This is a genomic window from Mesorhizobium sp. NFR06 (assembly GCF_900115245.1).
Lineage (GTDB): Bacteria > Pseudomonadota > Alphaproteobacteria > Rhizobiales > Rhizobiaceae > Mesorhizobium.
The window spans coordinates 48,785-73,355 of the sequence record NZ_FOVT01000009.1; the positions used below are offsets into that span (position 1 = coordinate 48,785).

The 24,571-nt window shown below is 64.4% G+C and carries 25 protein-coding genes; 17 read left to right on the forward strand and 8 right to left on the reverse strand.

Annotated elements, in window-relative coordinates; all coding sequences use genetic code 11:
* Positions 1 to 7 precede the first annotated feature (7 nt).
* The 3 genes from F3H96_RS17125 to F3H96_RS17135 all read left to right on the forward strand — a co-directional run bounded on the left by F3H96_RS17125 (position 8) and on the right by F3H96_RS17135 (position 3,078).
* On the forward strand, positions 8 to 1,078 hold the full coding sequence (locus F3H96_RS17125; protein WP_149802908.1) for an ABC transporter substrate-binding protein: 1,071 nt from the start codon (positions 8 to 10) through the stop codon (positions 1,076 to 1,078).
* A gap of 259 nt (positions 1,079 to 1,337) precedes the next feature.
* Positions 1,338 to 1,946 carry a cupin domain-containing protein gene (locus tag F3H96_RS17130; protein WP_149802909.1) on the forward strand — a complete coding sequence of 203 codons (609 nt, stop codon included), beginning with the start codon at positions 1,338 to 1,340 and terminating at the stop codon, positions 1,944 to 1,946.
* A gap of 31 nt (positions 1,947 to 1,977) precedes the next feature.
* Complete coding sequence (locus tag F3H96_RS17135; protein WP_244620051.1) at positions 1,978 to 3,078, forward strand: ABC transporter ATP-binding protein; 1,101 nt, start codon at positions 1,978 to 1,980, stop codon at positions 3,076 to 3,078.
* 15 nt (positions 3,079 to 3,093) lie between these two features.
* On the opposite strand, the gene F3H96_RS17140 is transcribed toward F3H96_RS17135, so the two are convergent.
* Positions 3,094 to 3,795, reverse strand: coding sequence for a GntR family transcriptional regulator (locus tag F3H96_RS17140; protein ID WP_188131434.1), 702 nt, complete (start codon positions 3,793 to 3,795; stop codon positions 3,094 to 3,096).
* A 234-nt stretch (positions 3,796 to 4,029) separates the two neighbouring features.
* Between F3H96_RS17140 and F3H96_RS17145 the strand changes: the two genes are divergently transcribed.
* The 8 genes from F3H96_RS17145 to F3H96_RS17180 all read left to right on the forward strand — a co-directional run bounded on the left by F3H96_RS17145 (position 4,030) and on the right by F3H96_RS17180 (position 12,634).
* Entirely contained in the window at positions 4,030 to 5,070 is a 1,041-nt protein-coding gene (locus tag F3H96_RS17145) for an ABC transporter substrate-binding protein (protein ID WP_149802912.1), read from the forward strand.
* Positions 5,071 to 5,149: 79 nt separating this feature from the next.
* Positions 5,150 to 6,232: an ABC transporter ATP-binding protein gene (locus tag F3H96_RS17150; protein ID WP_149802913.1), complete on the forward strand. Its 1,083-nt coding sequence runs from the start codon at positions 5,150 to 5,152 to the stop codon at positions 6,230 to 6,232.
* Complete coding sequence (locus F3H96_RS17155) at positions 6,229 to 7,146, forward strand: ABC transporter permease (RefSeq protein ID WP_149802914.1); 918 nt, start codon at positions 6,229 to 6,231, stop codon at positions 7,144 to 7,146. The genes F3H96_RS17150 and F3H96_RS17155 overlap by 4 nt, the downstream gene beginning before the upstream one ends.
* Positions 7,143 to 7,943, forward strand: coding sequence for an ABC transporter permease (locus tag F3H96_RS17160; protein ID WP_149802915.1), 801 nt, complete (start codon positions 7,143 to 7,145; stop codon positions 7,941 to 7,943). Before F3H96_RS17155 ends, F3H96_RS17160 begins: the two co-directional genes overlap by 4 nt.
* A 36-nt stretch (positions 7,944 to 7,979) precedes the next feature.
* Entirely contained in the window at positions 7,980 to 9,566 is a 1,587-nt protein-coding gene (gene ggt, locus F3H96_RS17165; RefSeq protein ID WP_149802916.1) for a gamma-glutamyltransferase, read from the forward strand.
* Between the two features lie 45 nt (positions 9,567 to 9,611).
* On the forward strand, positions 9,612 to 11,141 hold the full coding sequence (locus F3H96_RS17170; RefSeq protein ID WP_149802917.1) for an acyl--CoA ligase: 1,530 nt from the start codon (positions 9,612 to 9,614) through the stop codon (positions 11,139 to 11,141).
* Complete coding sequence (locus F3H96_RS17175; protein ID WP_149802918.1) at positions 11,141 to 12,127, forward strand: 2-dehydropantoate 2-reductase; 987 nt, start codon at positions 11,141 to 11,143, stop codon at positions 12,125 to 12,127. Before F3H96_RS17170 ends, F3H96_RS17175 begins: the two co-directional genes overlap by 1 nt.
* A gap of 153 nt (positions 12,128 to 12,280) precedes the next feature.
* A complete protein-coding gene (locus F3H96_RS17180) occupies positions 12,281 to 12,634 on the forward strand; it encodes a nuclear transport factor 2 family protein (protein ID WP_149802919.1) in 354 nt (117 codons plus the stop codon).
* 95 nt (positions 12,635 to 12,729) lie between these two features.
* Here the strand turns inward: F3H96_RS17180 and F3H96_RS17185 are convergent, their stop codons facing one another.
* Positions 12,730 to 13,209 (reverse strand): SRPBCC family protein, encoded by a 480-nt coding sequence (locus tag F3H96_RS17185; RefSeq protein WP_149802920.1) that lies wholly within the window; start codon positions 13,207 to 13,209, stop codon positions 12,730 to 12,732.
* Positions 13,206 to 13,559: a metalloregulator ArsR/SmtB family transcription factor gene (locus F3H96_RS17190; RefSeq protein WP_149802921.1), complete on the reverse strand. Its 354-nt coding sequence runs from the start codon at positions 13,557 to 13,559 to the stop codon at positions 13,206 to 13,208. The genes F3H96_RS17185 and F3H96_RS17190 overlap by 4 nt, the downstream gene beginning before the upstream one ends.
* Positions 13,560 to 13,738: 179 nt before the next feature.
* On the opposite strand from F3H96_RS17190, the gene F3H96_RS17195 reads away from it, so the two are divergent.
* Positions 13,739 to 14,080 (forward strand): ArsC family reductase, encoded by a 342-nt coding sequence (locus F3H96_RS17195; protein WP_188131435.1) that lies wholly within the window; start codon positions 13,739 to 13,741, stop codon positions 14,078 to 14,080.
* Positions 14,081 to 14,299: 219 nt separating this feature from the next.
* Here the strand turns inward: F3H96_RS17195 and F3H96_RS17200 are convergent, their stop codons facing one another.
* The 3 genes from F3H96_RS17200 to F3H96_RS17210 form a co-directional block, all read right to left on the reverse strand.
* Positions 14,300 to 14,650 carry a DUF488 domain-containing protein gene (locus tag F3H96_RS17200; RefSeq protein ID WP_149802923.1) on the reverse strand — a complete coding sequence of 117 codons (351 nt, stop codon included), beginning with the start codon at positions 14,648 to 14,650 and terminating at the stop codon, positions 14,300 to 14,302.
* A 23-nt stretch (positions 14,651 to 14,673) separates the two neighbouring features.
* Positions 14,674 to 15,930 carry an aminopeptidase gene (locus tag F3H96_RS17205; protein ID WP_149802924.1) on the reverse strand — a complete coding sequence of 419 codons (1,257 nt, stop codon included), beginning with the start codon at positions 15,928 to 15,930 and terminating at the stop codon, positions 14,674 to 14,676.
* Positions 15,931 to 16,095: 165 nt separating this feature from the next.
* The gene (locus F3H96_RS17210; RefSeq protein ID WP_149802925.1) at positions 16,096 to 17,010 is read right to left on the reverse strand and encodes a LysR substrate-binding domain-containing protein; all 915 of its coding nucleotides are present in this window, start codon (positions 17,008 to 17,010) and stop codon (positions 16,096 to 16,098) included.
* A 97-nt stretch (positions 17,011 to 17,107) separates the two neighbouring features.
* Here F3H96_RS17210 and F3H96_RS17215 point away from each other — a divergent pair, with 97 nt between their 5' ends.
* The 3 genes from F3H96_RS17215 to sbmA all read left to right on the forward strand — a co-directional run bounded on the left by F3H96_RS17215 (position 17,108) and on the right by sbmA (position 19,948).
* Positions 17,108 to 17,308: a hypothetical protein gene (locus F3H96_RS17215; RefSeq protein ID WP_149802926.1), complete on the forward strand. Its 201-nt coding sequence runs from the start codon at positions 17,108 to 17,110 to the stop codon at positions 17,306 to 17,308.
* A gap of 81 nt (positions 17,309 to 17,389) precedes the next feature.
* Entirely contained in the window at positions 17,390 to 18,547 is a 1,158-nt protein-coding gene (locus F3H96_RS17220; protein WP_244620052.1) for a YbfB/YjiJ family MFS transporter, read from the forward strand.
* 123 nt (positions 18,548 to 18,670) lie between these two features.
* A complete protein-coding gene (gene sbmA / locus F3H96_RS17225; protein WP_149802927.1) occupies positions 18,671 to 19,948 on the forward strand; it encodes a peptide antibiotic transporter SbmA in 1,278 nt (425 codons plus the stop codon).
* A gap of 120 nt (positions 19,949 to 20,068) precedes the next feature.
* On the opposite strand, the gene F3H96_RS17230 is transcribed toward sbmA, so the two are convergent.
* Positions 20,069 to 21,079: a polysaccharide deacetylase family protein gene (locus tag F3H96_RS17230; RefSeq protein ID WP_149802928.1), complete on the reverse strand. Its 1,011-nt coding sequence runs from the start codon at positions 21,077 to 21,079 to the stop codon at positions 20,069 to 20,071.
* Between the two features lie 201 nt (positions 21,080 to 21,280).
* On the opposite strand from F3H96_RS17230, the gene F3H96_RS17235 reads away from it, so the two are divergent.
* A complete protein-coding gene (locus F3H96_RS17235; protein ID WP_149802929.1) occupies positions 21,281 to 21,946 on the forward strand; it encodes a tetratricopeptide repeat protein in 666 nt (221 codons plus the stop codon).
* Between the two features lie 6 nt (positions 21,947 to 21,952).
* Entirely contained in the window at positions 21,953 to 23,383 is a 1,431-nt protein-coding gene (gene der / locus F3H96_RS17240; protein ID WP_149802930.1) for a ribosome biogenesis GTPase Der, read from the forward strand.
* Between the two features lie 238 nt (positions 23,384 to 23,621).
* Here the strand turns inward: der and F3H96_RS17245 are convergent, their stop codons facing one another.
* Positions 23,622 to 24,542, reverse strand: a complete 921-nt coding sequence (locus tag F3H96_RS17245; protein ID WP_149802931.1) for a LysR substrate-binding domain-containing protein — start codon at positions 24,540 to 24,542, stop codon at positions 23,622 to 23,624.
* Positions 24,543 to 24,571 lie beyond the last annotated feature (29 nt).

The following is a 24,571-nucleotide window of genomic DNA, read 5'->3' on the forward strand; positions in this document are numbered from 1 at the left end:
AACGAACATGACCTTCCACCTGAAATCGATCACCGGACACAAGGCCCGGGCCGGCCTTGCCGCACTGGCGCTCGCGCTGTCGTCGACGGTCGCGCTGGCCGCCGACAAGCTGCAATACTTCACCTGGTCGGGCTACGAGCTGCCCGATTTCAACAAGAGCTTCCTCGCCGCCCATCCCGACGGCGTCGAAGCGACGATCTTCGGCGACGACGACGACGCCTTCACCAAAGTCAAGGCCGGCTTCAGGCCCGACATCGCGCATCCCTGCTACGACAAGGTGGCGCGCTGGAACAAGGAAGGCCTGCTGCAGCCGATCGACACCAAGCGCATCAAGAACTGGGATTCGATCTTCCCGGTCTTCAAGAACCTGCCCGACCTGCAGGCCGGCGACGGCAAGGTCTGGATGGTGCCATGGGACTGGGGCAACACCTCGATTCTCTACCGCACCGATCTGGTGAAGAATCCCGAGGCGAGCTGGAACCTTCTGTGGGACAAGCAGTATGCCGGCCGCATGGCGACCATCGACGCAGTCCATGACACGCCGATCGTCGCCGCCCTTCTGGCCGGGGTCAATCCGTTCGACATGACGCCGGACCAGATGGACAAGGTGGCCGAAAAGCTGCGCGAGCAGCGGCCGCTGCTGTCGAGCTACACCACCGACATGACTTCGGTCGAGCAGGCGCTGGCCAGCGGCCAGCTGGTCGCCGCCATGACCTGGAACGCGTCCGCCACCTCGCTGAAGAAGCAAGGCGTGCCGGTCGAGTTCATGAAGCCGAAGGAAGGCATGCTGACCTGGGCCTGCGGCTTCGTCATGCTCAAGGACGCCAAGAACGTCGACCTCGCCTATGACTTCATCAACAGCCGGCTCGATGCCGATTCGGGCAAGTTCCTGATCCAGTCCTACGGCTATGGCAGCTCGCTTTCGACCGCTTTCGCCAGCGTGTCGAAGGATGAGCTGGACAAGCTGCAGCTGCCGGCGGACCCGGAGGTGATGCTGAAGAGCACGATCTTCACCGGCCCGATGAAGCAGAATGACGATATGGCAAAGATGTTCGAGAAGGTGAAGGCCGGCGGGTGAGCGCCGTTGCCTTCTCCCCTTGCGGGAGAAGGTGGATCGGCGCGCTAGCGCCGAGACGGATGAGGGGTGTTCCAGCGGAGTGAGACGTTGGCTCTCCCCTTAAACACCCCTCATCCTGCCGCTTCGCGGCCACCGCCCGGCCCTTCGCAGGCTCAGGGCGTTCGAAGCTCGAAAAGCCAAGCAATTGGCTTTTCGTCCGCTAACGCGGACCGCTTCTCACCCCACAAGGGGAGAAGGGAAAGACAACGAGGACCATTGCATGGACATTCTGGACGAAGCGGCCGCAAAACCGAAGGACGATGCCGACGTCCGCGTCGGCCGACGCGTGCGTGCGCTAAGGCTCGAGCGCAACCTCTCATTGGCAGAACTGGCGGCAAAGGCCGGCATCTCCATCGGCGCCCTCAGCCAGATCGAACGCGGCATGTCCTCGTTGCGCGTCAAGGTGATCTGGCCGCTGGCGGCGGCATTGGACATCGAACCGTCGGCGCTGATCGCCGACGGCAATGAAGCAGTCAACGACCTCTATTGCGTGCGCGCCGACAAGCGTCGACAGATTCCGGTCAAGTCGGAAGGCATCGCCAAGGCGCTTTTGTCACCGCCTGCCGCGACGCTCACCGGCATGCTGGTCACGGTCGAGGCCGGCGGCGGCACCGCGGAGGCCTACGCCCATGCCGGCCACGAATTCGGCTTCGTGATGACGGGCGAGGTTGAACTTGTGGTCGACGCTACGACCTATGTGCTCAAAGCCGGCGACAGTTTTGCCTTCAAGAGCACACTGCTGCACGCCTTCCGCAATCCTGGCGCCGACCGCTGCCAGATCCTCTGGGTCAACACGACGAAGCCGTCCGAGGTGCGCGATGGCGCCTGATGCCACAGAGCAATTCCAGGAAAAGTGCGAAGTGGTTTTGCGTCCGGAATTGCAGGATGCATTGGTGCGGCTGGAGAATGTCTCAAAAATCTTTCCGGGCGGCATTGTTGGTCTTGATGCCGTCGATCTCGACATTGCCGCCGGCGAGTTCCTGACCCTGCTCGGCCCTTCCGGCTGCGGCAAGACGACGAGCCTGCGCGTCATCGCCGGCTTCGAAAGTCCGACCAGCGGCAAGGTGCTGCTCGACGGCCGCGACATCACCGGCCTGCGACCCTTCGAACGCCCCGTCAACACTGTCTTCCAGGACTATGCACTGTTTCCGCATATGGACGTCGCGGAGAATGTCGGCTTCGGCCTGTCGTTGCGAAAGCTGTCCGGCGCCGATCAGGCCAGGCGCGTCCGTGAGGCGCTCGACATGGTCGGATTGGCCGACAAACTGCGCGCCCGCGTCTCCGAACTTTCCGGCGGCCAGCGCCAGCGTGTCGCGCTCGCCCGCGCCATCGTCTGCGAGCCGCGTGTGCTGCTGCTCGACGAGCCGCTGTCGGCGCTCGACGCGCATCTGCGCGAGCAGATGCAGGTCGAGCTGAAGCGGCTGCAGGCGCGGCTTGGCACGACCTTCGTCATGGTCACTCACGACCAGACCGAGGCGCTGTCGATCTCCGACCGCATCGTCGTCATGAACAAGGGCCGCATCGAGCAGATCGCGCCGCCGGCGACGCTCTATGACCGGCCCGCCACGAAATTTGTCGCCTCTTTCATCGGCACCATGAACCTCCTGCAGTCGCGCTTTGTCGGCCGCGACCGCGAGCGCCTGCGCTTTGCCGCCGGCGAACTACCGCTGGAGGCCACCTCCGACAGTGGCGAGACGCCGGCCGCCGGCGATATACGCACCATCGGCGTGCGCCCGGAAGATCTTCTGGCCGCGAGCCAAGCCGCCGAAGGAACCGCGCCGGCGCGGGTCAGCGGCGTCGTCTTCCACGGGCGCACGGTGCGCCTTCATGCCGAGCTGGGACAGGGGATTTCGATCGTCATCGACGCCCCGCGCCGCGCCGACGGTTTTCAATTCAACGTCGGCGACGTGGCGCATATAAGCCTGCGGCGCGGCGCCAGCTGTCCCATGCTTTCAAGCTGATCTGACAGGTTCGCCCTACGACGCCTTGGCGAAAAATCCCTGATAGTCCGACTTGGCCTGCAGCAGGCGCAGGATGTTCTCGCGCGAGCCGCGCACATGCGCGCGGGCGCGTTCGCCTGCCAAAGCCACATCGCCAGCGCAGATCGCGTCGACGATGCCGGTGTGCTCCTCGCGGGTGAGCTTCCACTCGTCCAGCCACAGGAGTTCGGTCCAGACATATTGCTGGCATTTGTCGAGGATGCCGCTAAGCATGCCGTGGAGCATCTCATTGCCGCTGATTTCGGCGATCACTCGGTGCAGGTCGATGCCTACCTGCAGCTCCTCGAATTTCTCCCTGGTGCTGCGGTCGGGGATCGCGGCCAGCCGCTCGCATTCGGCGAGCATCTCGCGTAGCCTCGCCTTGTCGGCGGCGGTCGCGTTGGTTGCCGCCAGCTCGGTCGCGCGTCCATCGAGCAATTCGCGGATGTCGAAGGCCTCGCGGAACATGGTCAGGTTGAATTCGGTCACCACATAGCCCTGGCGCGGGCGGCCGATCACCAGCCCGTCCCGCTCCAGCCGGTTGAAGGCTTCGCGCACCGGCGTGCGGCTCACCTTCAGGCGCTCGGCGATCTCGTTTTCCGTCACGCGGCCGCCCGGCGGGATCTGGCCGGTGATGATCATCGCCTTCAGCGCCTCGAAGACGGAGTCGCGCAGCGTGTTTTTCCGTTCCTTTTTCAAAGCTTCCCGCCTCCAACGGGCCCGTCGCAGAATCGCAATCTAGAGCCTTTTGGTCCATGTCTGAAACAGAGCCGTTTCGCGAAGAGCAAGCGCTCCCAACTAACGCGTCGGTCTCCGTCGCCAAAAAACTCATGACCCGTGTTGACATCGGCTCCGAGCGAATTACACTCAAAATTGTATACAAATTCGCATACCAAATCAACGATAACGGGAACACCGGTTGGAGAAGCGAAAATGACAAAGAGACTTTGTATTCACGGCATGGCCGTCGCCGGCCTGCTCGCCTCGGTCGCCGTTCCGGCGTCGGCCGCCGACACCATCACCGTCGCCTCGTGGGGCGGCACCTATCAGGAGGCGCAGACCAAGGCCTTCTTCGATCCGACGGCCAAGGACCTCGGCATCACCATCAGGCAGGACACCACCAACGGTCTCGACGACGTACGCCTGCAGGTCGCCGGCAACGCCGTCAAATGGGACATCACCGAGCTTGGCGCCGACGAATGCGCGCGCGGCTCCAAGGAAGGCCTGTTCGAGAAGCTCGACTACAGCGTCATCGACAAGAGCGGCATCAACCCGAAGCTCGTGCATGACGACTGGGTCGGCATCTCCTACACCTCCGTCGTGCTGATCTACCGTACCGATGTTTTCGGCGACAAGGGTCCGAAGACCTGGGCCGATTTCTGGAACGTGGAGAAATTCCCGGGCCGTCGTGCACTCTCCGGCAGCCAGGCGACGGAGACGCTGAGCGTCGCCGCGCTCGCCAAGGGCACTCCGATCGACAAGGTCTATCCGGTCGACGTCGACGGCGCGCTGCAATCGGTCGACAAGGTCCGCGGCAATATTGATGCCTGGTGGACTTCCGGCGCGCAAGCCATGCAGCTCGTCAAGGACGGCGAAGTCGATATGGCCAGCATCTGGAACGGCCGCGCCGGTACGCTGAAGAAGCAAGGCGCTCCCGTGAGCTTCTCCTTCGACCAGGGCGTGCTGACCGCCGACTGCATGGTCATCCCGAAGGGCTCGAAGAACAAGGACCTCGCCATGAAGGCGCTGGCGAAATTCGTCAGCCCCGATCTCCAGGCCAACCTGCCGCTCTATGTCGACAACGGCCCGGCCAACGAGAAGGCGTTCGAGACCGGCAAGATTCCGCCCGAACGCATCAAGGACATCAACTCCGCCCCCGAGAACGTCAAGAAGCAGGTTCTGCAGGATCCTGAATTCTGGCGCGACAATCTCGTCGAGGCGACCGAGAAGTTCAACAACCTGATCCAGCAATAGCGACCGTGTCGGAGCGGCGTCCGCGAGGCGCCGCTCCTCATCGTTCGCCGACAATGATCCGGAGTTGAAGGAGATGCTCTTGTCTCTTGCGCAGTCCGCGCTTCCCATCGGCATCAGCGGCGTCGAGAAGCGCTTCGGCGGCGTATCGGTCCTGCACGATCTCAGCCTCGATGTCGCCGCCGGCGAATTCCTGACGCTGCTCGGGCCGTCCGGCTCGGGAAAGACGACCCTCTTGATGATCCTCGCCGGTTTCGTGCGGGCCAATGCCGGCTCCATCAAGGTCGGCGGCGAGGAGATCATCACCATGCCACCGCACAAGCGCAACATCGGCATGGTGTTCCAGAACTATGCGCTGTTCCCGCACATGAACGTCTTCCACAACATCGCCTTTCCGCTGAAGCAGCGGCGGGTATCAGCCGCTGAAACAGCTGAACGTGTCGAGAGGGCTCTAGACCTGGTGCAGCTGAAGGGCCTCGGCGAGCGGCGTGTCGACCAGCTCTCCGGCGGCCAGCGCCAGCGCGTGGCGCTCGCCCGCGTCATCGTCTTCGAGCCGCGCATCGTTTTGATGGACGAGCCGCTGTCGGCGCTCGACAAAAGCCTGCGCGAGCACATGCAGATCGAGCTGCGCAACTTGCATCGCAGGCTCGGCATGACGACGGTCTACGTCACGCACGACCAGCGCGAGGCGATCACTATGTCTGACCGCGTTGCCGTCATGAATGCCGGGCGCATCGAGCAGATCGATCAGCCCGAGGCGCTCTACGCCAGGCCGACGACGAAGTTCGTTGCCGGGTTCATCGGTGAGTCCAGCTTCATCCCGGTCGAATGCCGTAATGACAGCGTCTGGTACGAGGACAGGAAGCTCCGCATGGCGGCAGCAGCCCCATCCGCCGGCCGGCATCTGATGGTGGTGCGGCCTGAGAAGCTGCGTGTGATCGACGGCGTGGAGCAGGCGGGCGACGTCAACGCCCTGCCGGCAATTGTCGGCGACGTCATCTATCAGGGCGACAGCTTCGTCTGCTACGCGACACTCAAGGATGGACGGCAGGTGACTTTGCGCGACTATTGCCGCTCCGACGTGCTGGCGAAACTGCCGGCGCCGGGCGAGCCGATAACGCTCGGCATCGATGCGCAGGATGTCGTGCTGGTGGCCGATCAATGAGCATCGCCGGCCTTCGCGATAATGACGGACGGAAGAGCGCGCTGAACGTCCATGCGCTGCGCGCCGATGCGCAGCGCGAGTCGCTCGGCCTGCTGGCGCTGCTTTCGCCCGGGTTGGTTCTGGTCTTCGCCGTGATTATCGTGCCGATCGGCTGGCTGTTCTGGCTCTCGCTGTTCGACGAAGCCGGCCAGCTCAGTGCCGCCAACTACGCGCGCTTCTTCGAGCAGGCGTCCTACATCAAGACCTTCGTCACCACCTTCAAGGTGGCCTTCGTCGTCACCGGCGCCTGCGTGCTGTTCGGCTATCCGCTCGCCTGCATGCTGTCGCAATTGCCGCGCCGCGCCGCCTCGATCTGCCTGATCTTCGTCATCCTGCCATTCTGGACCTCGGTGCTGGTGCGCACCTATGCCTGGCTGGTCATCCTGCAGCGCAAGGGCCTGATCAACAGCTGGCTGATCGATCTCGGCGTGATTTCCCAGCCGCTGCCGCTCGCCAACAATTTCGCCGGCGTCGTCATCGGCATGACCCACATCATGCTGCCCTTCCTGGTTCTGCCGCTCTACGCCTCGATGAAGACGATCGACGTCGACTGCCTGCGCGCCGGCATGAATCTCGGCGCCAGCCCGGCGGCCACCTTCCGGCAGATTTTCTTCCCGCTGTCGCTGCCAGGCCTCGCTTCGGGCGTGGTCATCGTCTTCGTGCTTTGCCTCGGCTTTTTCGTCACACCGGCGCTGATGGGCGGCGGCAAGGTCATCATGTGGGCCATGCGCATGGAACAGACCACCAGCCTCTATTCCAACTGGGGCGCGGGCGCGGCGCTCGGCGTCGTGCTGCTCGGCGTCACGCTGGCGCTGCTTGGCCTCTTCCAGCGGCTGCTCGGCGCCCGCGCGACCGGGGTCTGGAGCCAGCGATGAGCATGGAAAACAGCCTGCCCATCTCGCATCGGCAACGCCTCTGGCTCTATGCGCTCGGCGGGCTCGTCATGCTGTTCCTGATCGCCCCGTCGGTGATCATCGTCATCATGTCCTTTTCCGGCTCGACACTCCTAGAGTTCCCGCCGCAGGAGTGGTCGCTGCGCTGGTACGAAAGCTACTTCGGATCCGTCGAATGGCGCGACGCCACCATCGTCTCGGTCAAGGTGGCGGTGATGACGGCGATCGTGGCGACGCCGCTCGGCACCGCCGCCGCCTATGCGATCAACGTTGGAACGCTGAGGCTGACCGGCGCCATCAACGCGCTGCTCACAGCATCGCTGATCATTCCGGTCATCCTGATCGGCATCGGCACCTTCTTCCTCTATGCCCGCATCGGCCTCAACAACACGCTGACCGGCCTCGTCATCGCGCACACGGTGCAGGCGCTGCCGCTGGTGGTGCTGACCGTGCTTTCGGGCCTGCGCTCCTATGACATGAACCAGGAGAAGGTTGCCCGCAACCTCGGCGCCGGCCGCTTCTCCGCCTTCTTCCAGGTAACGATGCCGCAGATAAGCTTCTCGATCGTGTCGGGTGCACTATTTGCCTTCATCACCTCCTTCGACGAGGTGGTGGTGTCGCTGTTCATCTCGGGCGGCGAGACCACGACGCTGACGCGCCGCATGTTCAATGCGCTGCGCGACCAGATCGATCCGACGATCGCCGCCATTTCGACTTGCCTGATCGTGCTATCGATCGTCTTGTTGTCCGCCGCCCAGCTTTTCGGCCGCGAACGTTGAAATAGGACGTTGAAATATAGGGATACCGACAACCGCATGCGTGATTTCCAGTTCCCAGGCCGCTCGCCGGTCCGTGCTACCGAGGCGATGGCCGCCACTTCGCATCCGCTCGCCACGCTGGCCGCGATCGAGATGCTGCGCTCCGGTGGCAACGCCATGGACGCCGCCGTCTGCGCGGCGGCCGTGCAGGCCGTGGTCGAGCCGCAGTCGACCGGCATCGGCGGCGATTGCTTCGTCCTCTATTGCCCGAAGGGCGATGGGAACGTGCTTGCCTTCAACGGCTCCGGCCGCGCGCCCAAGGCGGCTACGGTCGATTGGTACCTCGACAAGGGTTTCGGCGAACTGCCCAAACAGGGACCGCACGCGGTCACCATTCCGGGCGCCGTCGATGCCTGGTGCCGTCTGCTGGAAGATCATGGCCGCAGAGGCATCGCCGACGCGCTCGCTCCGGCCATCCGCTATGCGGAAGGCGGCTATGTCGTGCACGATCGCGTCGCCTTCGACTGGCGGGACCCTGAAACCGACCTGTCGGCCGACGAGGTGGCAACGCGCATCTTCCTGCCCGGCGGCAAGCCGCCCAAGGCTGGCGATGTGCATCGGCAGCCGGAGCTGGCGGAGACGCTGCGCATCATCGCCAAAAAAGGCCGGGCCGGTTTCTACGAAGGCGAAGTTGCGGACGATCTCGTCGGGCGGCTGAGGCAACTCGGCGGGCTGCACACGCTCGACGATTTCGCCGCCACGAAAGGCGATTACCGGACCGCGGTCGGCACGTCCTATCGCGGTTACGACATCCACCAGATGCCGCCCAACAACCAGGGCCTGACCGCGCTCCTGATGCTGAACCTGCTCTCCGGTTTCGACCTTGGCGCGCTTGACCCGAACGGCGCCGCGCGTTTGCATCTGGAGATCGAGGCAGGGCGGCTGGCCTATCAAGACCGCGATGCCTTTTTCGGCGACCAGGACCATGTCGATGTTCCTGTGAAGGCTCTGCTGTCCGGCGCCTATGCCGACCGGCTGCGTTCCGCGATCGATCCCGGGCGCGCCATGACCGATCTGCCGCGCCTCGACCTGCCCGGCAGCGACACGGTCTACATCTCGGTCGTCGACCGCGACCGCAACGCGGTCAGCTTCATCAACTCGACCTATTATTCCTTCGGCAGCGGCGTCGTCGGCCCGAAGACGGGGGTCGTGCTGCAGAACCGTGGTTCCAGTTTCCGCCTCGATGCGAAGCACCCGAACGCCATCGCGCCCGGCAAGCGGCCGATGCACACGATCATGCCGGGCATGATGACGAGGAACGGCCGCGCGATGATGCCGTTCGGCGTCATGGGCGGCGGCTACCAGCCCTTCGGCCATGTGCATCTTTTGACCAACATGATCGACTTCGGCATGGACCCGCAGCAGGCGATCGATGCTGCGCGGGTGTTCTACAACCACGATGTCGTGGAGGCGGAGCGAAGCGTGCGTCCCGATGCCGTCGAGGGCCTACGTCGCCGCGGCCATCGCGTCGTGGAGCCCGACCATCCGCTGGGCGGCGGGCAGGCGGTGCTGATCGACTGGGAAAGGGGCACGCTGACCGGCGCTTCCGATCCGCGCAAGGACGGCCTGGCGCTCGGATATTGAGCAGCGCTGGACATCGGCCGATCGTTCGAAACATAGTCCGGAACCATGACAAGAAGCGCAAATTCCACTGATCTCGCCCATCGTCTCGCCCCCGGCACCGAAGACGCGCCGGCCATCACGGCGCCTGAGCGGACAGCCCTCTCGCATGGCGGGCTGCGCCGGCTGATTGGCGAGACCGTGTCGCGACTCAACGCGCTCGGCATCGGCCGTGGCGACCGCGTCGCCATCGTGCTGCCGAACGGCCCTGAGATGGCGACGGCCTTCATCGCCGTGGCAGCCGCCGCTTCCACCGCGCCGCTCAATCCGGCATACCGGGCCGACGAGCTCGATTTCTATCTGAGCGATATCGGCGTCAAGGCGATCCTTGTCGGCAAGGACGAGCAGGGGCCTTCGGTCGAAGTCGCCGACCGCCTGGGCATCCGCGTGCTGCGGCTGGTGGTGCCGGAAGGCGCGCCAGCGGGTGTCTTCACGATCGAGGGCGATCCGGTCGGGCCGCCGGTTGCATCCGGACTGGCCGGCGATAGCGATATTGCACTCCTTCTGCACACCTCCGGCACAACCTCGCGTCCGAAACTGGTGCCGCTCAACCACGCCAATCTTGCTGCGTCGGCAACGCATATCGGCGCCACGCTGGGCCTGACTCCGGCCGATCGCTGCCTCAACATCATGCCTTTGTTCCATATCCACGGGCTGATTGCGGCGGTGCTGTCCTCGCTTGCTGGCGGCGGCAGCGTCTTCTGCACGCCGGGTTTCAACGCGCTGCGCTTCTTCCAGTGGCTCGGCGAAGCAAAGCCAAGCTGGTACACCGCCGTGCCGACCATGCATCAAGCGATCCTGCCGCGCGCCGCGCGCAACGCCGAACAGCTGGCCGCTGCGCCGCTGCGCTTCATCCGCTCGTCTTCGGCCTCCTTGCCGGCGCAGGTGATGGCCGAGCTGGAAGCGACCTTCGGCTGCCCGGTGATCGAATCCTACGGCATGACTGAAGCGGCGCACCAGATGGCGTCCAACCGCCTGCCGCCCGGCCAGCGCAAGCCGGGCAGCGTCGGCGCGGCGGCTGGACCGGAAGTGGCCGTCATGGCACCGGACGGACGGCTGCTCAAAGCCGGCGAAACCGGCGAGATCGTCATCCGCGGTCCCAACGTCACCACCGGTTATGAGAAGAACCCGGACGCCAACGCCAGCGCCTTCGCCCATGGCTGGTTCCACACCGGCGACCAGGGCGTGCTCGATGAGGACAACTATCTGCGCGTCACCGGCCGGCTGAAGGAGATCATCAACCGCGGCGGCGAGAAGATCTCGCCGCTCGAGGTCGACGGCGTGCTGATGGACCATCCGGCGGTGGCGCAGGTCGTCACCTTCGCCATGCCGCATGACAAGCTCGGCGAGGAGGTCGCCGCTGCCGTCGTGTTGCGCGAAGGCCAGAACGCCAGCGAGGCGGACATTCGCGGCTTTGCCGCGACGAAGCTCGCCGACTTCAAGGTGCCGCGCAAGGTTCTGATCCTCGACGAGATCCCGAAGGGCGCGACCGGCAAATTGCAGCGCATCGGCCTCGCGGCGAAACTCGGGCTCGGCTGATGCGCGTTGCTGTTTTCGGCGCCGGCGCGATCGGCGGTTATCTCGCGGCAAAGCTGGCGCTCGCCGGCCGCGTCGAGCTGTCGGTCGTGGCGCGTGGCGCGCATCTGGAGGCGATCAAGGCCGGCGGCCTTCGCCTGATCGAGGACGGCAAGGAAACGGTTGCGGGCGTGAAGGCGGCGGCGCGAACCGAGGAACTTGGCACCCAGGATTATGTCGTGCTGGCGCTGAAGGCGCATTCGCTGGCGCCGGCGCTGGGCGAGATCGCGCCGCTGCTGGGCGAGGGGACAGCCGTCGTCACCATGCAGAACGGCGTGCCCTGGTGGTATTTCTACAAGGCGGGCGGCGTGCTCGAAGGCACGCGGCTTGACGCGGTCGATCCCGGCGGAACGATCTGGCAGCGCATAGGGCCGGAGCGCGTCATCGGTTCCGTCGTCTATCCGGCCGTCGAGGTGGATGAACCCGGCCTCATCCGCCATGTCGAGGGCACGCGCTTTTCGCTGGGCGAGCCGTCGGGTGAGAAGAGCGAGCGGGTGACCGCGCTTGCCCGTGAAATGGTCAAGGCCGGCCTGCAGGCGCCGGTCCGCGAGGACATCCGCTCGGAGATCTGGGTGAAGCTGTGGGGCAATCTGTCGTTCAACCCGATTTCGGCGCTCACCGGCAGCACGCTTGCGGCGATCGTTGCCGACGAGGGCACGCGCGCACTTGCCCGCGCCATGATGCTGGAGGCGCAGGCGATCGGCGAAGGCCTCGGCGTTCGCTTTCCCGTTGCCGTCGACCGGCGCATCAAGGGCGCCGGCGATGTCGGCGAGCACAAGACGTCCATGCTGCAGGACCTGGAGCGCGGCCGCCCGATGGAGATCGACGCGCTGGTCACGGCGGTGCAGGAACTCGGCCGCCTGACCGGCAAGCCGACACCGACCATCGACAACGTGCTGGCGCTGGTGCGGCGGCTGGCCGTCGAGCGCGGGTGCTATTCTCCGCTGTAGAGCGGTCAGTCCGACGCGGTAGCCGTTATGTGAGCATCCGCTCGCGACAAGTCGCTGATCCTGACATGAATTGTCACCTGTCGAGCGGGCCACCGGTGGCAGGCCGCGAGGCGGCGCCCTACCTGAAATCCGTTCAAACAGGGAGGAACACAAATGAGCACTGCCGAAATTGCCAAGGATTTCACCGAGCTCCTCAAGCAGGGCGACAGCCACGGCGCTGCCGCGAAATACAATGCCGACGACATCGTCAGCTACGAAGCCATGGAGGGGCCGATGGCCGTCTGCAGCGGCAAGGAAGCCGTCAAGCAGAAGGGAGAATGGTGGGAAGCGAACCATGAGGTTCACGGCGGCTCGATCGAGGGCCCCTATGTCAATGGCGACCAGTTCGCCTTGCGCTTCACCTTCGACATAACGCCCAAATCGACCGGCAAGCGCGTCACCATGGACGAGGTCGGCCTCTACACGGTCAAGAACGGCAAGATCAGCGAAGAGCGCTTCTATTATTGAGGCTCGCCTGGCTCGTGGCACTTCGCTTCTTCGCCGCATGATTTGTAGACAGCAGATGGCGACCGGGATGATATTCCGGCCGCCATGCCAGCTTCTCAAATCGTCTTCACATACTGAGCCAGTTGGTCCGCCACCGTGCCCCAGCCGTCGAAGAAACCCATCTCTTCATGATTGTTGCGCGTTGCCTCGTCGCGGTGGATGGCGGTGGCGGTGTAGCGTGTGCCTTTGCCCTCGGGCGTCAGCGAGATCACCGCAGTGATGAAGGGCTCGCCGGACGGCCGGTAGCCCGGCAGCAGCGCATCGGTCCACACCAGCCGCTCGTTCGGCGCGATCTCGAGATAGCAGCAATGGCGGTCGCTCACCTCCTTGCCGTCGGGCGACTGCATGCGTGTCCGGAACAGGCCGCCGGGCCTGAGATCGATCTCGCAGTCGGTGACGATCCAGGGCTTCGGCGTGAACCACTGCTTGACATGCTCCGGCGTCGTCACGGCATGCCACAACAACTCACGCGGCGCGTCGAGGAAGCGCTCCAGCGTGAGGTCCAGTTTCGGGTTCGGCTTGAACGGATAGCTCATTTTTCACTCTCCTTGAGGCTCATCACATAGGCGTCGAACTGATCGAGGCGGCGCTCCCATAGCGCGCGCTGTTCGGCGAGCCAGTTTTCCGCAAGCTTCAGCGGCTCCGGCGAGAGACTGTAAGTCCTGACGCGGCCGGCCTTTTGCGACTGCACCAGCCCGCAGCCTTCCAGCACCTTGAGGTGCTCGACGAAAGACGGCAGCGCCATGCTGAACGGCTCGGCCAGTTCGCTGACCGAGGCCGGGCTTCTGTTCAGCCGCTCCACGACACGCCGGCGCGTCGGGTCGGCAAGCGCGCGAAAAATGCCGTCGATCGGCAGCGCGCTTTGGCTGACGGTTTCAAGGTTCATGGCTGTTCCTTTCCAGGCGCCGCCACATATCGCGGCCATCTTGAAATAATACTTAGGAAAAAACCTTAGTGTTGGCAAGAGCCAAAAATGGGCCGCCGCGAAGCGCTGGCAAAGCCGTTCCGGCGGGCTTAGGTTTCGCTCAGATTCGCAACCGACCGAGGCCTGCCTTGACCATCACCATGTACGGCATCACCACCTGCGACACGATCAAGAAGGCGCGCGTCTGGCTGGAAAGCCATGACGTGTCCTATCGTTTTCATGACTACCGGGCCGAGGGGATCGAGGCTGACAAACTGAATGGCTGGGTCGGCAAGGTCGGCTGGGAAAAGCTGCTCAACAAGGGCAGCACGACGTTTCGGGAATTGCCGGAAGCGGACAAGCAGGCGCTCGACGAGAAGAAAGCGAAGGCGTTGATGCTCGCCAGGCCGACGATGATCAAGCGGCCGGTGCTGGAGGTGGGTGAGCGGCTTCTGGTGGGGTTCAGGGCGGAGGTTTACGAAGAGGCCGTGGGCGCGAACTAGTCGCCAAGAACCCTCCATCATACGCCGCGTTCCTTCGCGCCCCCCTCTGTCCTGCCGGACATCTCCCCCACGAGGGGGGAGATTGGCGGTTTCGGCGCCCCGCTCATTCCTTCGACGTTGCTGATTTGGCGAAAGCCGGCGCGACAGCTGATCTCCCCCCAAGTGGGGGAGATGTCCGGCAGGACAGAGGGGGGCGCTGTCCCGCCAGCATCTCAACGTTTACGCCTTTAGATACGTAGCCAGCGCCACCGCGTTGTTATGTGCCTCGTCATGCGCGCCGTAGAGCAGCGTCACCTTGCCTTCACGCAGCAGCGCGCGCAGTTGCGCCATGGCTTCCTTGTTTGCATCGAGCTCGGCCCGATACCGCTTCTGAAATTCCGCCCAGCGCTCTGGCTCATGTCCGAACCATCTGCGCAACTCGTCGCTCGGGGCGATCTCCTTCAGCCAGACCGTCAGCGCTGCGTCCTTCTTGGCGACGCCGCGCGGCCAGATGCGGTCGACCAGCACGCGCTGACCGTCCGCCTTCTCAGGCGCTTCGTAGACGCGCTTCACCGCTATGTCGAAGGCCATCACGCCTCCTCGGTCAGGGTTTATTAGGCCCACTCGCCCTTGCGCATCACCGGCACCCGGCTGCCGTCCTTGGCCACGCCGTCGATGTCGATCTTGTCCGAACCGATCATCCAGTCGATGTGGATGAAACTCTTGTTGCCGCCGCGCTGCGCAATCTCGTCCTGGCTGAGCGAAGCACCGTTGACGAAACACTTCGAATAGCATTGTCCCAGCGCGATGTGGCAGGCGGCGTTCTCGTCGAACAGCGTGTTGAAGAACAACAGCCCGCTCTTCGAGATCGGCGAGGAATGCGGCACCAGCGCCACTTCGCCGAGACGTCGCGCGCCCTCGTCGGTGTCGAGCACCTTCTTCAAGACGTCCTCGCCCTTGGACGCCTTCGCCTCGACGATCCGCCCACCCTCGAAGCGGACGGAAATCTCGTCGATCAGCGTGCCCTGGTAGGACAGCGGCTTGGTCGAAGAGACGTGGCCTTCGACGCGCCAGGCATGCGGCGTGGTGAAGACTTCCTCGGTCGGGATGTTCGGATTGCAGGTGACGCCGTTCTTGGCCGTCGAGGCGCCGCCCATCCATTCATGGCCTTCCGCCAGTCCGACGGTCAGGTCGGTGCCCGGCCCGGTGAAGTGGAGGGAATGGAAATTGTGCGCGTTCAGCCATTTCGTGCGCTCGGCCAGCGCCGCGTTGTGCGCCTTCCAGTTGCCGATCGGATCCTCGACGTCGACCCGCGAGGCCGAGAAGATGGCATCGGCGAGCTTCGCCACCGCGACGTCGTCCGGCTCGCCCGGAAACACCTGTTTTGCCCAGGCCAGGTCGGGATAGGCGACGATGTTCCAGTTGATGTCGAAGCCGGTGATCTTCTCCAATGCAGGCTGGTAGGCCATCGAATTCGCTTTGTTGGCGCGTGCCACCTTGGCCGGGTCCTGCGCTGACAATAGCGATGGATCCTCGCCGCGCACCGCAAGTCTGGCCGCATTGTTGGCGAAGGCCTTGGCCATGCCTTCATAGAGCCAGCCGGCGGCGCGGTCGAAGCCGGCGTCGGCGCCATAGCGGAAACGCGCCAGTGTGATCTCGTCGTCGTTGAAGATCGGCGTCACCAGCCCGGCGCCCGCCTTGTAGGCATGCTCGACGATACGGCGGGTCAAAGGCAGCGCCGCGATCGAGGAGGTCACCACCAGGTCCTGTCCGGGCTGCAGCTGCAACCCGACCTTGATGGCGACTTCGGCCAGCCTGTCGAGCTTCACCGGGTCGATGGTTGCCGAGACGCCGCGCGAATGTGTGGTCATGATCCTGCCTGCCATTATGTTGGGGTCCGGCTCTTACATAGACTGGCGAGCTTTGCCTTTCCACCGCGATCGACATGGTCTGGTCTCGGGAGCATGATCCCGAACCGCAGAACCGCGTTGTCGAAAGGGGCACGGCGGTCCGCCAGAGATCATGCCCAAGCAGGCTTAGGCGGCGCTGTCCAATGCCCTGAACTGCGCCATGGTCGCCTCGATCTCCTCGCGGATCCAGGCCTTGAAGTCGCGCACCTTGCGGCTTTCGCTCTTGCTGGCCGAGGTCACCAGCCAATAACCCAGCCCGCTCTGCGCCCGCACGCCGAAGGGCGCGACCAGCCGGCCGTCGGCGAGCGCGTCGGCGGTGAGCAACTGCCAGGCCAGCATCACGCCATGGCCGGCGATCGCCGATTCCAGGCAAAGCATCGGGTCGGTGAAACGCGCGCCCTTCTGGAAGGTGACCGGCTCGACGCCGGCCGCCTCGAACCAGCCGTCCCAGCTGAACATCGCCCGTTCGTCAGTGATGGCGCAGGTCTGCGCCAGATCGCCGATCGACTTCAGCCTGGCCGCGATCGAGGGTGCGCAGACCGGAAATACTTCCTGGGCAAGCAGAAGCTCGGCGCGCCCGCCCGGCCATTTGCCGTCGCCGAGGCGAATGGCGATATCGATGTCGGAGCGGTCGAGATCGGCGATCCTGGCCGAGGCATCGATGCGCAGCAGCACGTTCGGGTGGCGGGCGAAATGCCGCGACAGCCTCGGCAGCAGCCATTTCGAGGCGAAGGCCGGCGCCACCGAGACGACCAGCGTGCACTCGTTGGCCTCGTCGGCCAGCGCCACCGCTTGCGCGAGCTCACGGAAGCCGATGCTCAACCGCGTCGTGAACGCAGCGCCGAATTCCGTCGGCACGAGCCCGCCCGGCGTGCGTTCGAACAGCGCCTGTCCCAATTGCTTTTCCGTGCGCTTGACTTGCTGGCTGACGGCGCTGACCGAGACGTTGAGCTCGGCCGCCGCCGCGGCAAGAGATCCCAGCCGGGCAACTGTTTCCACGGCGCGCAGGCCGTTCAAATGGACGCGGTTCAGTATAGCCATTCAGTTTTTCTAAAGTACGCGGCCCCAAATCTCAATTGAAACTCGACCGGAAAAGGCGGAATTTATCGCGATAGCCTTGAGCCAGGAGGTGGTCCCAATGAAGATTTTATCTTTGCTGAATGGGCTTTCCAGCGCCGAGGCGAGGCTGCGCGACGACGTCGAGATCGCCCGCTGGGTCGCCGATCCGCTGTCGCATCCTGTGCTCGACACCATGTCGGAGCGCGAGCTTGCAGACATGCCGTTCCGGCTGACCGCCGGCCGCACCGCCTACGAGACTGTTGGCTCGACCTGTCTCTGAGGTCACTCTACGCAGTTGCGGCCGCACTGGCCCAACGCAAGCACATTGTTTCGCCCACGCGCGAATTTATTGTGCGCCGCAATGAACGCCTCGCCATCTCCCTTGCGCCTCGCTGTTGCCGGCATGGTCGCGCTCGCCGTCGCCATGGGCATCGGCCGTTTCGTCTATACGCCGATCCTGCCCGGCATGATGGAAGAGCTGCACCTGAGCCCTGCCGATGCCGGCTGGATCGCCTCCGCCAACTATCTCGGCTACCTCATCGGCGCGCTCGCTGCCGCCGGCGGCTGGGCGCATGGCCGCGAGCGCATGCTGATGTTCGCCGGCCTCGCCGCCAGCGCCGTGCTGGCAGGCCTCATGGGGCTCAACGAGACGATGGCCGCCTTCCTCGTCATCCGCTTCCTCGCCGGTCTCGCCAGCGCCTTCGTCATGGTATTCATGTCGTCGATCGTCTTCAGTCATCTGGCAGTGGCTGGCCGCGGTGATTTGCAGGCGTTGCACTTCGGCGGCGTCGGCCTTGGCATAGCCGCGTCCTCAGCGCTGCTGGCCGTTCTCGTTGCCGAACACGCAGGTTGGGCCGCAGGCTGGCTCTGGTCCGGCGCGCTTTCGGCGGTCGGCCTGCTCGCCGTCGCGCTGCTCGCGGGATCAGCTACCCCGGTAAATGGCGTCGGCGGACCTGAGCCGGAGTTGCCGAAGGACGGGTCGTTGATGAAGGTGATCTTCGCCTACGGACTGTTCGGCTTCGGCTATGTGGTGACCGCCACTTTCCTGGTCGCCATCGTTCGCCAGGGCGGCGGCGGGCGCGTCTTCGAGGCCACCGTCTGGATGGTCGCCGGCCTTGCCGGCCTTCCCTCGACCTGGTTCTGGCAGAAGCTCGCCGGCCGGATCGGGCTCCATGCCGCTTACGCCGTGACCTGCCTGATCGAGGTGGTCGGCGTCACCGCCAGCGTTGTCGTCAAAGGCGCTGCCGGGCCGCTGGTTGCCGGCCTGCTGCTCGGCGGCACCTTCATCGCCATCACGGCATTGGGCATACAGATGGGCAGACAGCTCGCGCCGCAGGCGCCGCGCCGCATCTTCGCCGGGATGACGGCAGCCTTCGGCCTCGGCCAGATCGTCGGCCCGATCGCCGCCGGCCTGCTTGCCCAGGCCTCGGGCAATTACGTGCTTGCCTCGATCATGGCTGCGGCCGCGCTGCTGGCCTCCGGCGTCATTGCCTGGTCGGCTGCGCCAAAATCGCCATGATTTTCGGCCTTGTTCGATGCCGGACATCGGGCAGGGCATTTTCTTTCCCACTAATGTGTGACCTTATGCCCGCCAAAACAGCAACGCCGCTGATTTGCGGTCAGACCAAGGAAATCCGCCACAGTGTTCGTATCTTTCTTCCCGCAGCCGAAGCTCTTTTTCACCTCGGCCGCCGTCTGGAGCCTTGCGGCAATCCTGTTCTGGTTCTTCGGTGGTGAGCAACTGGGCGCCGTCTTCGGCCTGCCTCCGGTAGCGGCCGGTACTCCGCCCATCATCGGCATCGCGGTGCTGTGGTCGAAGCCTTTCCTGTGGTTCTACATCTACTTCGCGGCCTGTGTGGCGGTCTTCTATGCGTTCTGGAGCTGGTATGCGCCGCACCCGTGGCAGAACTGGTCGATCCTGATGACCGCCGTCATCCTGTTCTTCATCTATTTCAACGTGCAGGTCTCCGTCGCCGTCAACAATTGGTATGGTCCGTTCTTCGACTACGTGCAGGGCCTGATGTCGGGCACGACGAAATCGACTGACTCGGAATTTTACATAGGATTAGCCGATTTTTCCTGGCTGGCGTTGGTCGGCATGAACGTGCAGGTGGTGAATGCCTTCATCGTCAGCCACTGGATCTTCCGCTGGCGCACCGCGATGAACGATTACTTCATGGCGAACTGGGGCCGGCTGCGCCACATCGAGGGCGCCTCGCAGCGCATCCAGGAAGACACGATGCGCTTTTCGCAGATCATGGAGGACCTTGGCTCGACCTTCGTTCAGTCGATCATGACCCTCATCGCCTTTCTGCCGGTTCTGATTCAATTGCAGGCCCATATTACCGAGCTGCCGATCGTCGGCGCGGTCCCGCAGCCCTTGGTCGTTGCCGCATTGGGTTGGTGTTTGTTCGGGACGATCTCCGTCATGGCGGCGGGTCTCAAGCTGCCGGGCCTGCAATTTCGCAACCAGCGTGTCGAGGCAGCCTATCGCAAGGAACTCGTCTACGGCGAAGATCATGCCGACCGGGCTCAGCCGGCGACGACGACACAATTGTTCGCCAATGTCCGCCGCAATTATTTCAAGCTATATTTTCACTATATCTATTTCAACGTTGTTCGTTACACCTACCTGCAGGCCGACAACATCTTCTCACTGCTCATCCTGGGGCCCTCGTTGGTTGCGCATAAGATCACGTTCGGCGCCCTGAACCAGATATCGAACGCGTTCGGCAAGGTGACGAATTCGCTGCAATTCCTGTTGAATTCCTGGTCGACGATTGTCGAACTGCAGTCGGTGCACAAACGTTTGCGTGCCTTCGAGGCGACGCTGCAGGGCGAGCAACTGCCGGTTATCGATCAGCATTATCTGGAACGCGAGCAAGCTGGCATGCGTCCCGAAGATCAGCCGGCAAGTTAGAAGCAATTCCAGGAAAAGTGTGACACGGTTTTCCGTCAGGAATTGCGTCGAAACAAAGAGATAGAGCTTTCCGCCGTTTCCGTGAAACGGTGAAAAGCTCTAGGGGGCGGCTACGTCCAGTCAGCCGCCCACCGTCGCCTGCCTCTCGCCGGCGCGTTGCCGCTCGACATAGTCGCGAAAACTGATGCACTCGACGTCGGCTTTTACGCAGACTTCCCCGGCGAAGCGTTCCAGCGCGTTCCAGTAGGCGCCGTCGTTCATCAGCGTGAAGTGGAAGCCGATCTCCAGCGGCAGGCGCTTGCCGTTGTACTGGGACTCGAAAGCGGCGCGGAACGCCTGGTAGGCGCGCTCGGTGAATGCGTCCGCCATGGCCGGCTGCTCGGTGCCGCTCGAGTGGCGGACATAGAGATTGTAGTCCATGGCGACCACCGGCTTCGCTTTCGGTCCCTCCGGGATGAGCGGTAGGGCGAAGCGGGTTACGCCGTTCCTGGTTGGTGGCAGGGCGGGGCCGTTCGAGACGCCGCTGGCGTCATAGAGGAAGCCGGACTCGGGCAGCGCTTCGTAAAGCGCCTTGTCGGTCGAAAGATAGGGCGCGCGAAACCCGACCAGAGCATGATGCGCCAAATCGTGCCAGTCGGCCGGCTCCGGGATTCCGTTGATCGCATAGGCATTCTCGAAAATGCGCCGGACGGAGCTGAATTCGGCCAGCCAGTCGGCCTTGCTCCAATCCTTGCCGTCGAAATGGCCGCAGGCATGGCTGCCGATGTCGTGGCCCTCGGCAGCCGCAAGCCTGATCTGTTCCAGCCGCTCGGCGACGTCTTGTTTCGACGCGCCGAAGCCGACATTGGATTTGCCGGCGGCCTTGCCGGGGCCGGCATAGTCCTGCCGCGTCTCGGGCGAGAGCAGGAAGACGCAGGACACGAAATAGGTGAAATGCGCGCCCGCGCGCCTTGCAAGCGCCCGGCTGCGTTCCCACTGCGAGATCTCGCGGGCGGCATCGAACGAGATCAACACGACCTGCCTGGGTCTGGCGGGCGGAACGCTTGACGATTTCGGCGGATCGGCGAAGGCCGCGCTGGCTGAGGCAAGCGAGGCGAGACTGAACGCAAGGACGCGGTACGAACGAAGCATTGGCAACCTATCGCGGGACCTTTCCGGCCGATGCAAAGCCGGCTATCGCCCAAATGTGGCACCGGTGCGTTCCGGCAAGCCGCGCGGAGTACCCGGGGGCTCTGCACCGATTTTCCGGCCGGCCCCCTTCCATGCCGACGAAATTTCGCTAAAACGCGGGCTCAAGAAGCGCCCCAACCGGGGCCGCAATGGTTTTGATTGATGTCAGACGACAGTTTTATCCGCGAAGTCAACGAAGAGATGCGCCGCGAGCAGGCGCAGAAGCTGTGGGACCGTTTCGGCCCCGCGCTGCTCGGTTTGGCGATCCTGGTCGTGCTGGGCACCGCCGCCGTCGTTGGCTACCGCTATTGGGACGAGACCCGCGCCAACCGCTCGGGCGACGCTTTCTCGGCCGCCCTCAAGCTCGCCAATGACGGCAAGAACGACGAGGCGATCGCCGCGCTCGATCAGCTGGAAAAGGACGGCTACGGCGCCTATCCGCTGCTTGCCCGCATGCGCGCCGCGACCGTCAAGGCCGACAAGGGCGACGTAGACGGCGCGGTCAAGGATTTCGACGACGTCGCGGCCGATAACGCCATTCCCGCCAGCATCCGCGACATGGCGCGGCTCAGGGCAGCGCTGCTGCTCGTCGACCATGGCTCCTTCGCCGACGTCTCCAGCCGGGTCGAGGCGCTCACCGCCGACACCAATCCGCTGCGCCACTCGGCGCGCGAGGCGCTCGGCCTTGCCGCCTGGAAGGAAGGCAAATCGGCGGATGCGTTGAAACTGTTCGACCAGATCGCTTCGGATGACGGCGCCCCGCGCAATGTGCGCCAGCGGGCGCAGTTGATGGCCGAACTGATCCGCGGGTCGGGCAACGCGTCGTGACCTCGGATGTCGTTCAAAGTCGCCATCATCGGCCGTCCTAACGTCGGCAAATCGACCCTTTTCAATCGGCTGGTGGGAAGGAAGCTGGCGCTCGTCGACGACACGCCGGGCGTCACGCGTGACCGTCGCGTCCACCCCGCCAAGCTCTACGATCTCTATTTCGATGTCATCGACACCGCCGGCTTCGAGGATGCGGCGGCTTCGACGCTGCCCGGCCGCATGCGCCAGCAGACCGAGATCGCCATCCGCGAGGCCGATCTCATTTTCTTCACCGTCGATGCCAAATCCGGCCTGATGCCGGACGACCGCACCTTCGCCGAGGTGGTGCGCAAATCCGGCAAGCCGGTGGTGCTCGTCGCCAACAAGGCCGAAGCGCGCGGCGCTCAAGGGGGGATGCTGGAAGCCTGGGAGCTCGGCCTCGGCGAGCCGATCCCGGTTTCGGCCGAACACGGCCAGGGCATGCCCGACCTGCGCGACGCGGTGATCGCGGCGCTCGGCGAGGAACGCGCCTTCGGCGAGGACGACGAAGACGACGGCGCCGAGATCGCCGCCAGCGAAGTGCTGATCGGCGAGGACATCGCCGACCCGGACGCTGAAGCATCCTATGACGACACCAAGCCGCTGCGCATCGCCGTCGTTGGCCGCCCGAACGCCGGCAAGTCGACGCTGATCAACGCGCTGATCGGCGAGGAGCGCCTGCTCACCGGCCCTGAAGCCGGCATCACCCGCGATTCCATCTCGGTCGACTGGGACTGGCGCGGCCGTCGCATCAAGCTGTTCGACACCGCCGGCATGCGGCGCAAGGCGAAGGTGCAGGAAAAGCTCGAAAAGCTCTCGGTTCAGGACGGCTTGCGCGCCATCCGCTTCGCCGAGATCGTCATCATCATGCTCGATGCCACCATCCCGTTCGAGAAGCAGGATCTGCAGATCGCCGACCTCATCATCCGCGAGGGCAGGGCGCCGGTGATTGCCTTCAACAAATGGGACCTGATCGACAATCCGCAGGAACTGCTGGCCGAGCTGCGCGAGAAGACCGAACGCCTGCTGCCGCAGGTTCGCGGCATCCAGGCGGTGACCGTCTCGGCCGAGACCGGGCGTGGCCTCGACAAGCTGATGGACGCTGTCATCAAGACGCACAAGGTCTGGAACAGCCGGGTCTCCACCGGTAAGCTCAACCGCTGGCTGGAAGGCATCCTCGCGCACCATCCGCCGCCCGCCGTCGCCGGCCGCCGGCTGAAGATCAAATATATCACCCAGGCCAAGACCCGCCCGCCGGGCTTCGTCGTCTCCTGCTCACGGCCGGACGCTATGCCGCAATCCTATGTCCGCTATTTGTCGAACAGCCTTCGCGAGGCCTTCGACATGCCGGGCGTGCCGATCCGCATGGCCCTGCGCACCTCGGACAATCCGTTCGCGGGCAGGGCGAAAAAGCGCTGACTTCTGCGGATAAGCGCCGACGCTGATGCCTCGTCATCCACGGGTGAAGCAAGGAGCGAAGCGACGCGCGCAGACCCGAGGATCCATTCCGTGACTTCGAAGCGCCGCGACGGTTCAGAATTCTGCTCCGCCGCGCCCGACGTTCGAGGTAACGGCATGGATTCTATGGTCTGCGCGCGTCGCTTCGCTCCTTGCTCCGTCATAGAATGACGAAAGTCGCGGGGCGTCGGCCGAGAAACTAAGCCACTTTCGCCAGCTTCTCTTTCGTCACCGCTCCCTCCGGCAGCGTCTCCAGCGCCGCTTGCAGCAGTATCTCCGCCAGCCGCGCCGCCACCGGATCGAGCTCGGCGTCCTTCTGGTGCAGATGCAGCGCCATCTTGGGCAGCGCCGGCAAGCCGAGCGTTTCGGGCGCGATCGCCCGCACATTGGCGGGTAGGCCGATATCGGTACGGATCGTCAGGCCAAGCCCGGCCGCCACCGCCGCCCAGATGCCGCCGAGGCTCGGGCTCGAGAACGCCATGCGCCAGGCGAGGCCGGCACGGTCGAGCGTTTCGGTGGCCACGGTTCTAAGCAGGCACGGCGCCTCGAACACCACCAGCGGCAGCGCCTCGCCGTTGCGCGGACCTGCCTCGATCGGCTTGGCCGGGCCGATCCAGCGCGCCTGCACGTCGGCGATATGCCGGCTGTAGGGCAAGGTCATGCCGTCATGCCAGGCGAGCGCGATGTCGAGATTGCCGGAAAGGACACGCTCGGCGAGATCGTGGCTGCGTCCGATCCGCGCCTCGATACGGACCTTGGGATGCGCGCGGGCGAAGCGGCCGAGCACGTCGGGCAGCACGGCCTCGCCGAAATCCTCCTGCAGGCCCAGTCGCACCCAGCCTTCCAGCTCGACGTCGCGGATCGCGGCGGCGGCTTCGTCGTTGAGCTCGATCAGCCGCCGCGCGTAGCCCAGCATCGTCTCGCCGGTCTCGGTCAGCGCCAGGCCGCGTCCGGCCTTGCGGAAGACCGGCGTCGCCGCCTGCTCCTCCAGCTTCTTCAACTGCGCGCTGACCGCCGAAGTCGAGCGTCCTAGCCGTTCGGCCGCCTTAGCGAAGCTGCCCAACTCCATTCCGGTGACGAAGGTTCGGAGAACATCGAGGTCGAATGTGACTCGGCGCATCGTTATCGTCCAGATTTTCAGTACTGTTG

What these genes read in the sequence shown, in the direction of transcription:
- F3H96_RS17125 (WP_149802908.1), top strand. Translation starts at nt 8, where the DNA reads ATGACCTTCCACCTGAAATCGATCACCGGACACAAGGCCCGGGCCGGC.
- F3H96_RS17130 (WP_149802909.1), top strand. Translation starts at nt 1,338, where the DNA reads ATGGACATTCTGGACGAAGCGGCCGCAAAACCGAAGGACGATGCCGAC.
- F3H96_RS17145 (WP_149802912.1), top strand. Translation starts at nt 4,030, where the DNA reads ATGACAAAGAGACTTTGTATTCACGGCATGGCCGTCGCCGGCCTGCTC.
- F3H96_RS17155 (WP_149802914.1), top strand. Translation starts at nt 6,229, where the DNA reads ATGAGCATCGCCGGCCTTCGCGATAATGACGGACGGAAGAGCGCGCTG.
- F3H96_RS17160 (WP_149802915.1), top strand. Translation starts at nt 7,143, where the DNA reads ATGAGCATGGAAAACAGCCTGCCCATCTCGCATCGGCAACGCCTCTGG.
- ggt (WP_149802916.1), top strand. Translation starts at nt 7,980, where the DNA reads ATGCGTGATTTCCAGTTCCCAGGCCGCTCGCCGGTCCGTGCTACCGAG.
- F3H96_RS17170 (WP_149802917.1), top strand. Translation starts at nt 9,612, where the DNA reads ATGACAAGAAGCGCAAATTCCACTGATCTCGCCCATCGTCTCGCCCCC.
- F3H96_RS17175 (WP_149802918.1), top strand. Translation starts at nt 11,141, where the DNA reads ATGCGCGTTGCTGTTTTCGGCGCCGGCGCGATCGGCGGTTATCTCGCG.
- F3H96_RS17180 (WP_149802919.1), top strand. Translation starts at nt 12,281, where the DNA reads ATGAGCACTGCCGAAATTGCCAAGGATTTCACCGAGCTCCTCAAGCAG.
- F3H96_RS17185 (WP_149802920.1), bottom strand. Translation starts at nt 13,209, where the DNA reads ATGAGCTATCCGTTCAAGCCGAACCCGAAACTGGACCTCACGCTGGAG.
- F3H96_RS17190 (WP_149802921.1), bottom strand. Translation starts at nt 13,559, where the DNA reads ATGAACCTTGAAACCGTCAGCCAAAGCGCGCTGCCGATCGACGGCATT.
- F3H96_RS17195 (WP_188131435.1), top strand. Translation starts at nt 13,739, where the DNA reads ATGTACGGCATCACCACCTGCGACACGATCAAGAAGGCGCGCGTCTGG.
- F3H96_RS17200 (WP_149802923.1), bottom strand. Translation starts at nt 14,650, where the DNA reads ATGGCCTTCGACATAGCGGTGAAGCGCGTCTACGAAGCGCCTGAGAAG.
- F3H96_RS17205 (WP_149802924.1), bottom strand. Translation starts at nt 15,930, where the DNA reads ATGACCACACATTCGCGCGGCGTCTCGGCAACCATCGACCCGGTGAAG.
- F3H96_RS17210 (WP_149802925.1), bottom strand. Translation starts at nt 17,010, where the DNA reads ATGGCTATACTGAACCGCGTCCATTTGAACGGCCTGCGCGCCGTGGAA.
- F3H96_RS17215 (WP_149802926.1), top strand. Translation starts at nt 17,108, where the DNA reads ATGAAGATTTTATCTTTGCTGAATGGGCTTTCCAGCGCCGAGGCGAGG.
- F3H96_RS17220 (WP_244620052.1), top strand. Translation starts at nt 17,390, where the DNA reads ATGAACGCCTCGCCATCTCCCTTGCGCCTCGCTGTTGCCGGCATGGTC.
- F3H96_RS17230 (WP_149802928.1), bottom strand. Translation starts at nt 21,079, where the DNA reads ATGCTTCGTTCGTACCGCGTCCTTGCGTTCAGTCTCGCCTCGCTTGCC.
- F3H96_RS17235 (WP_149802929.1), top strand. Translation starts at nt 21,281, where the DNA reads ATGTCAGACGACAGTTTTATCCGCGAAGTCAACGAAGAGATGCGCCGC.
- der (WP_149802930.1), top strand. Translation starts at nt 21,953, where the DNA reads ATGTCGTTCAAAGTCGCCATCATCGGCCGTCCTAACGTCGGCAAATCG.
- F3H96_RS17245 (WP_149802931.1), bottom strand. Translation starts at nt 24,542, where the DNA reads ATGCGCCGAGTCACATTCGACCTCGATGTTCTCCGAACCTTCGTCACC.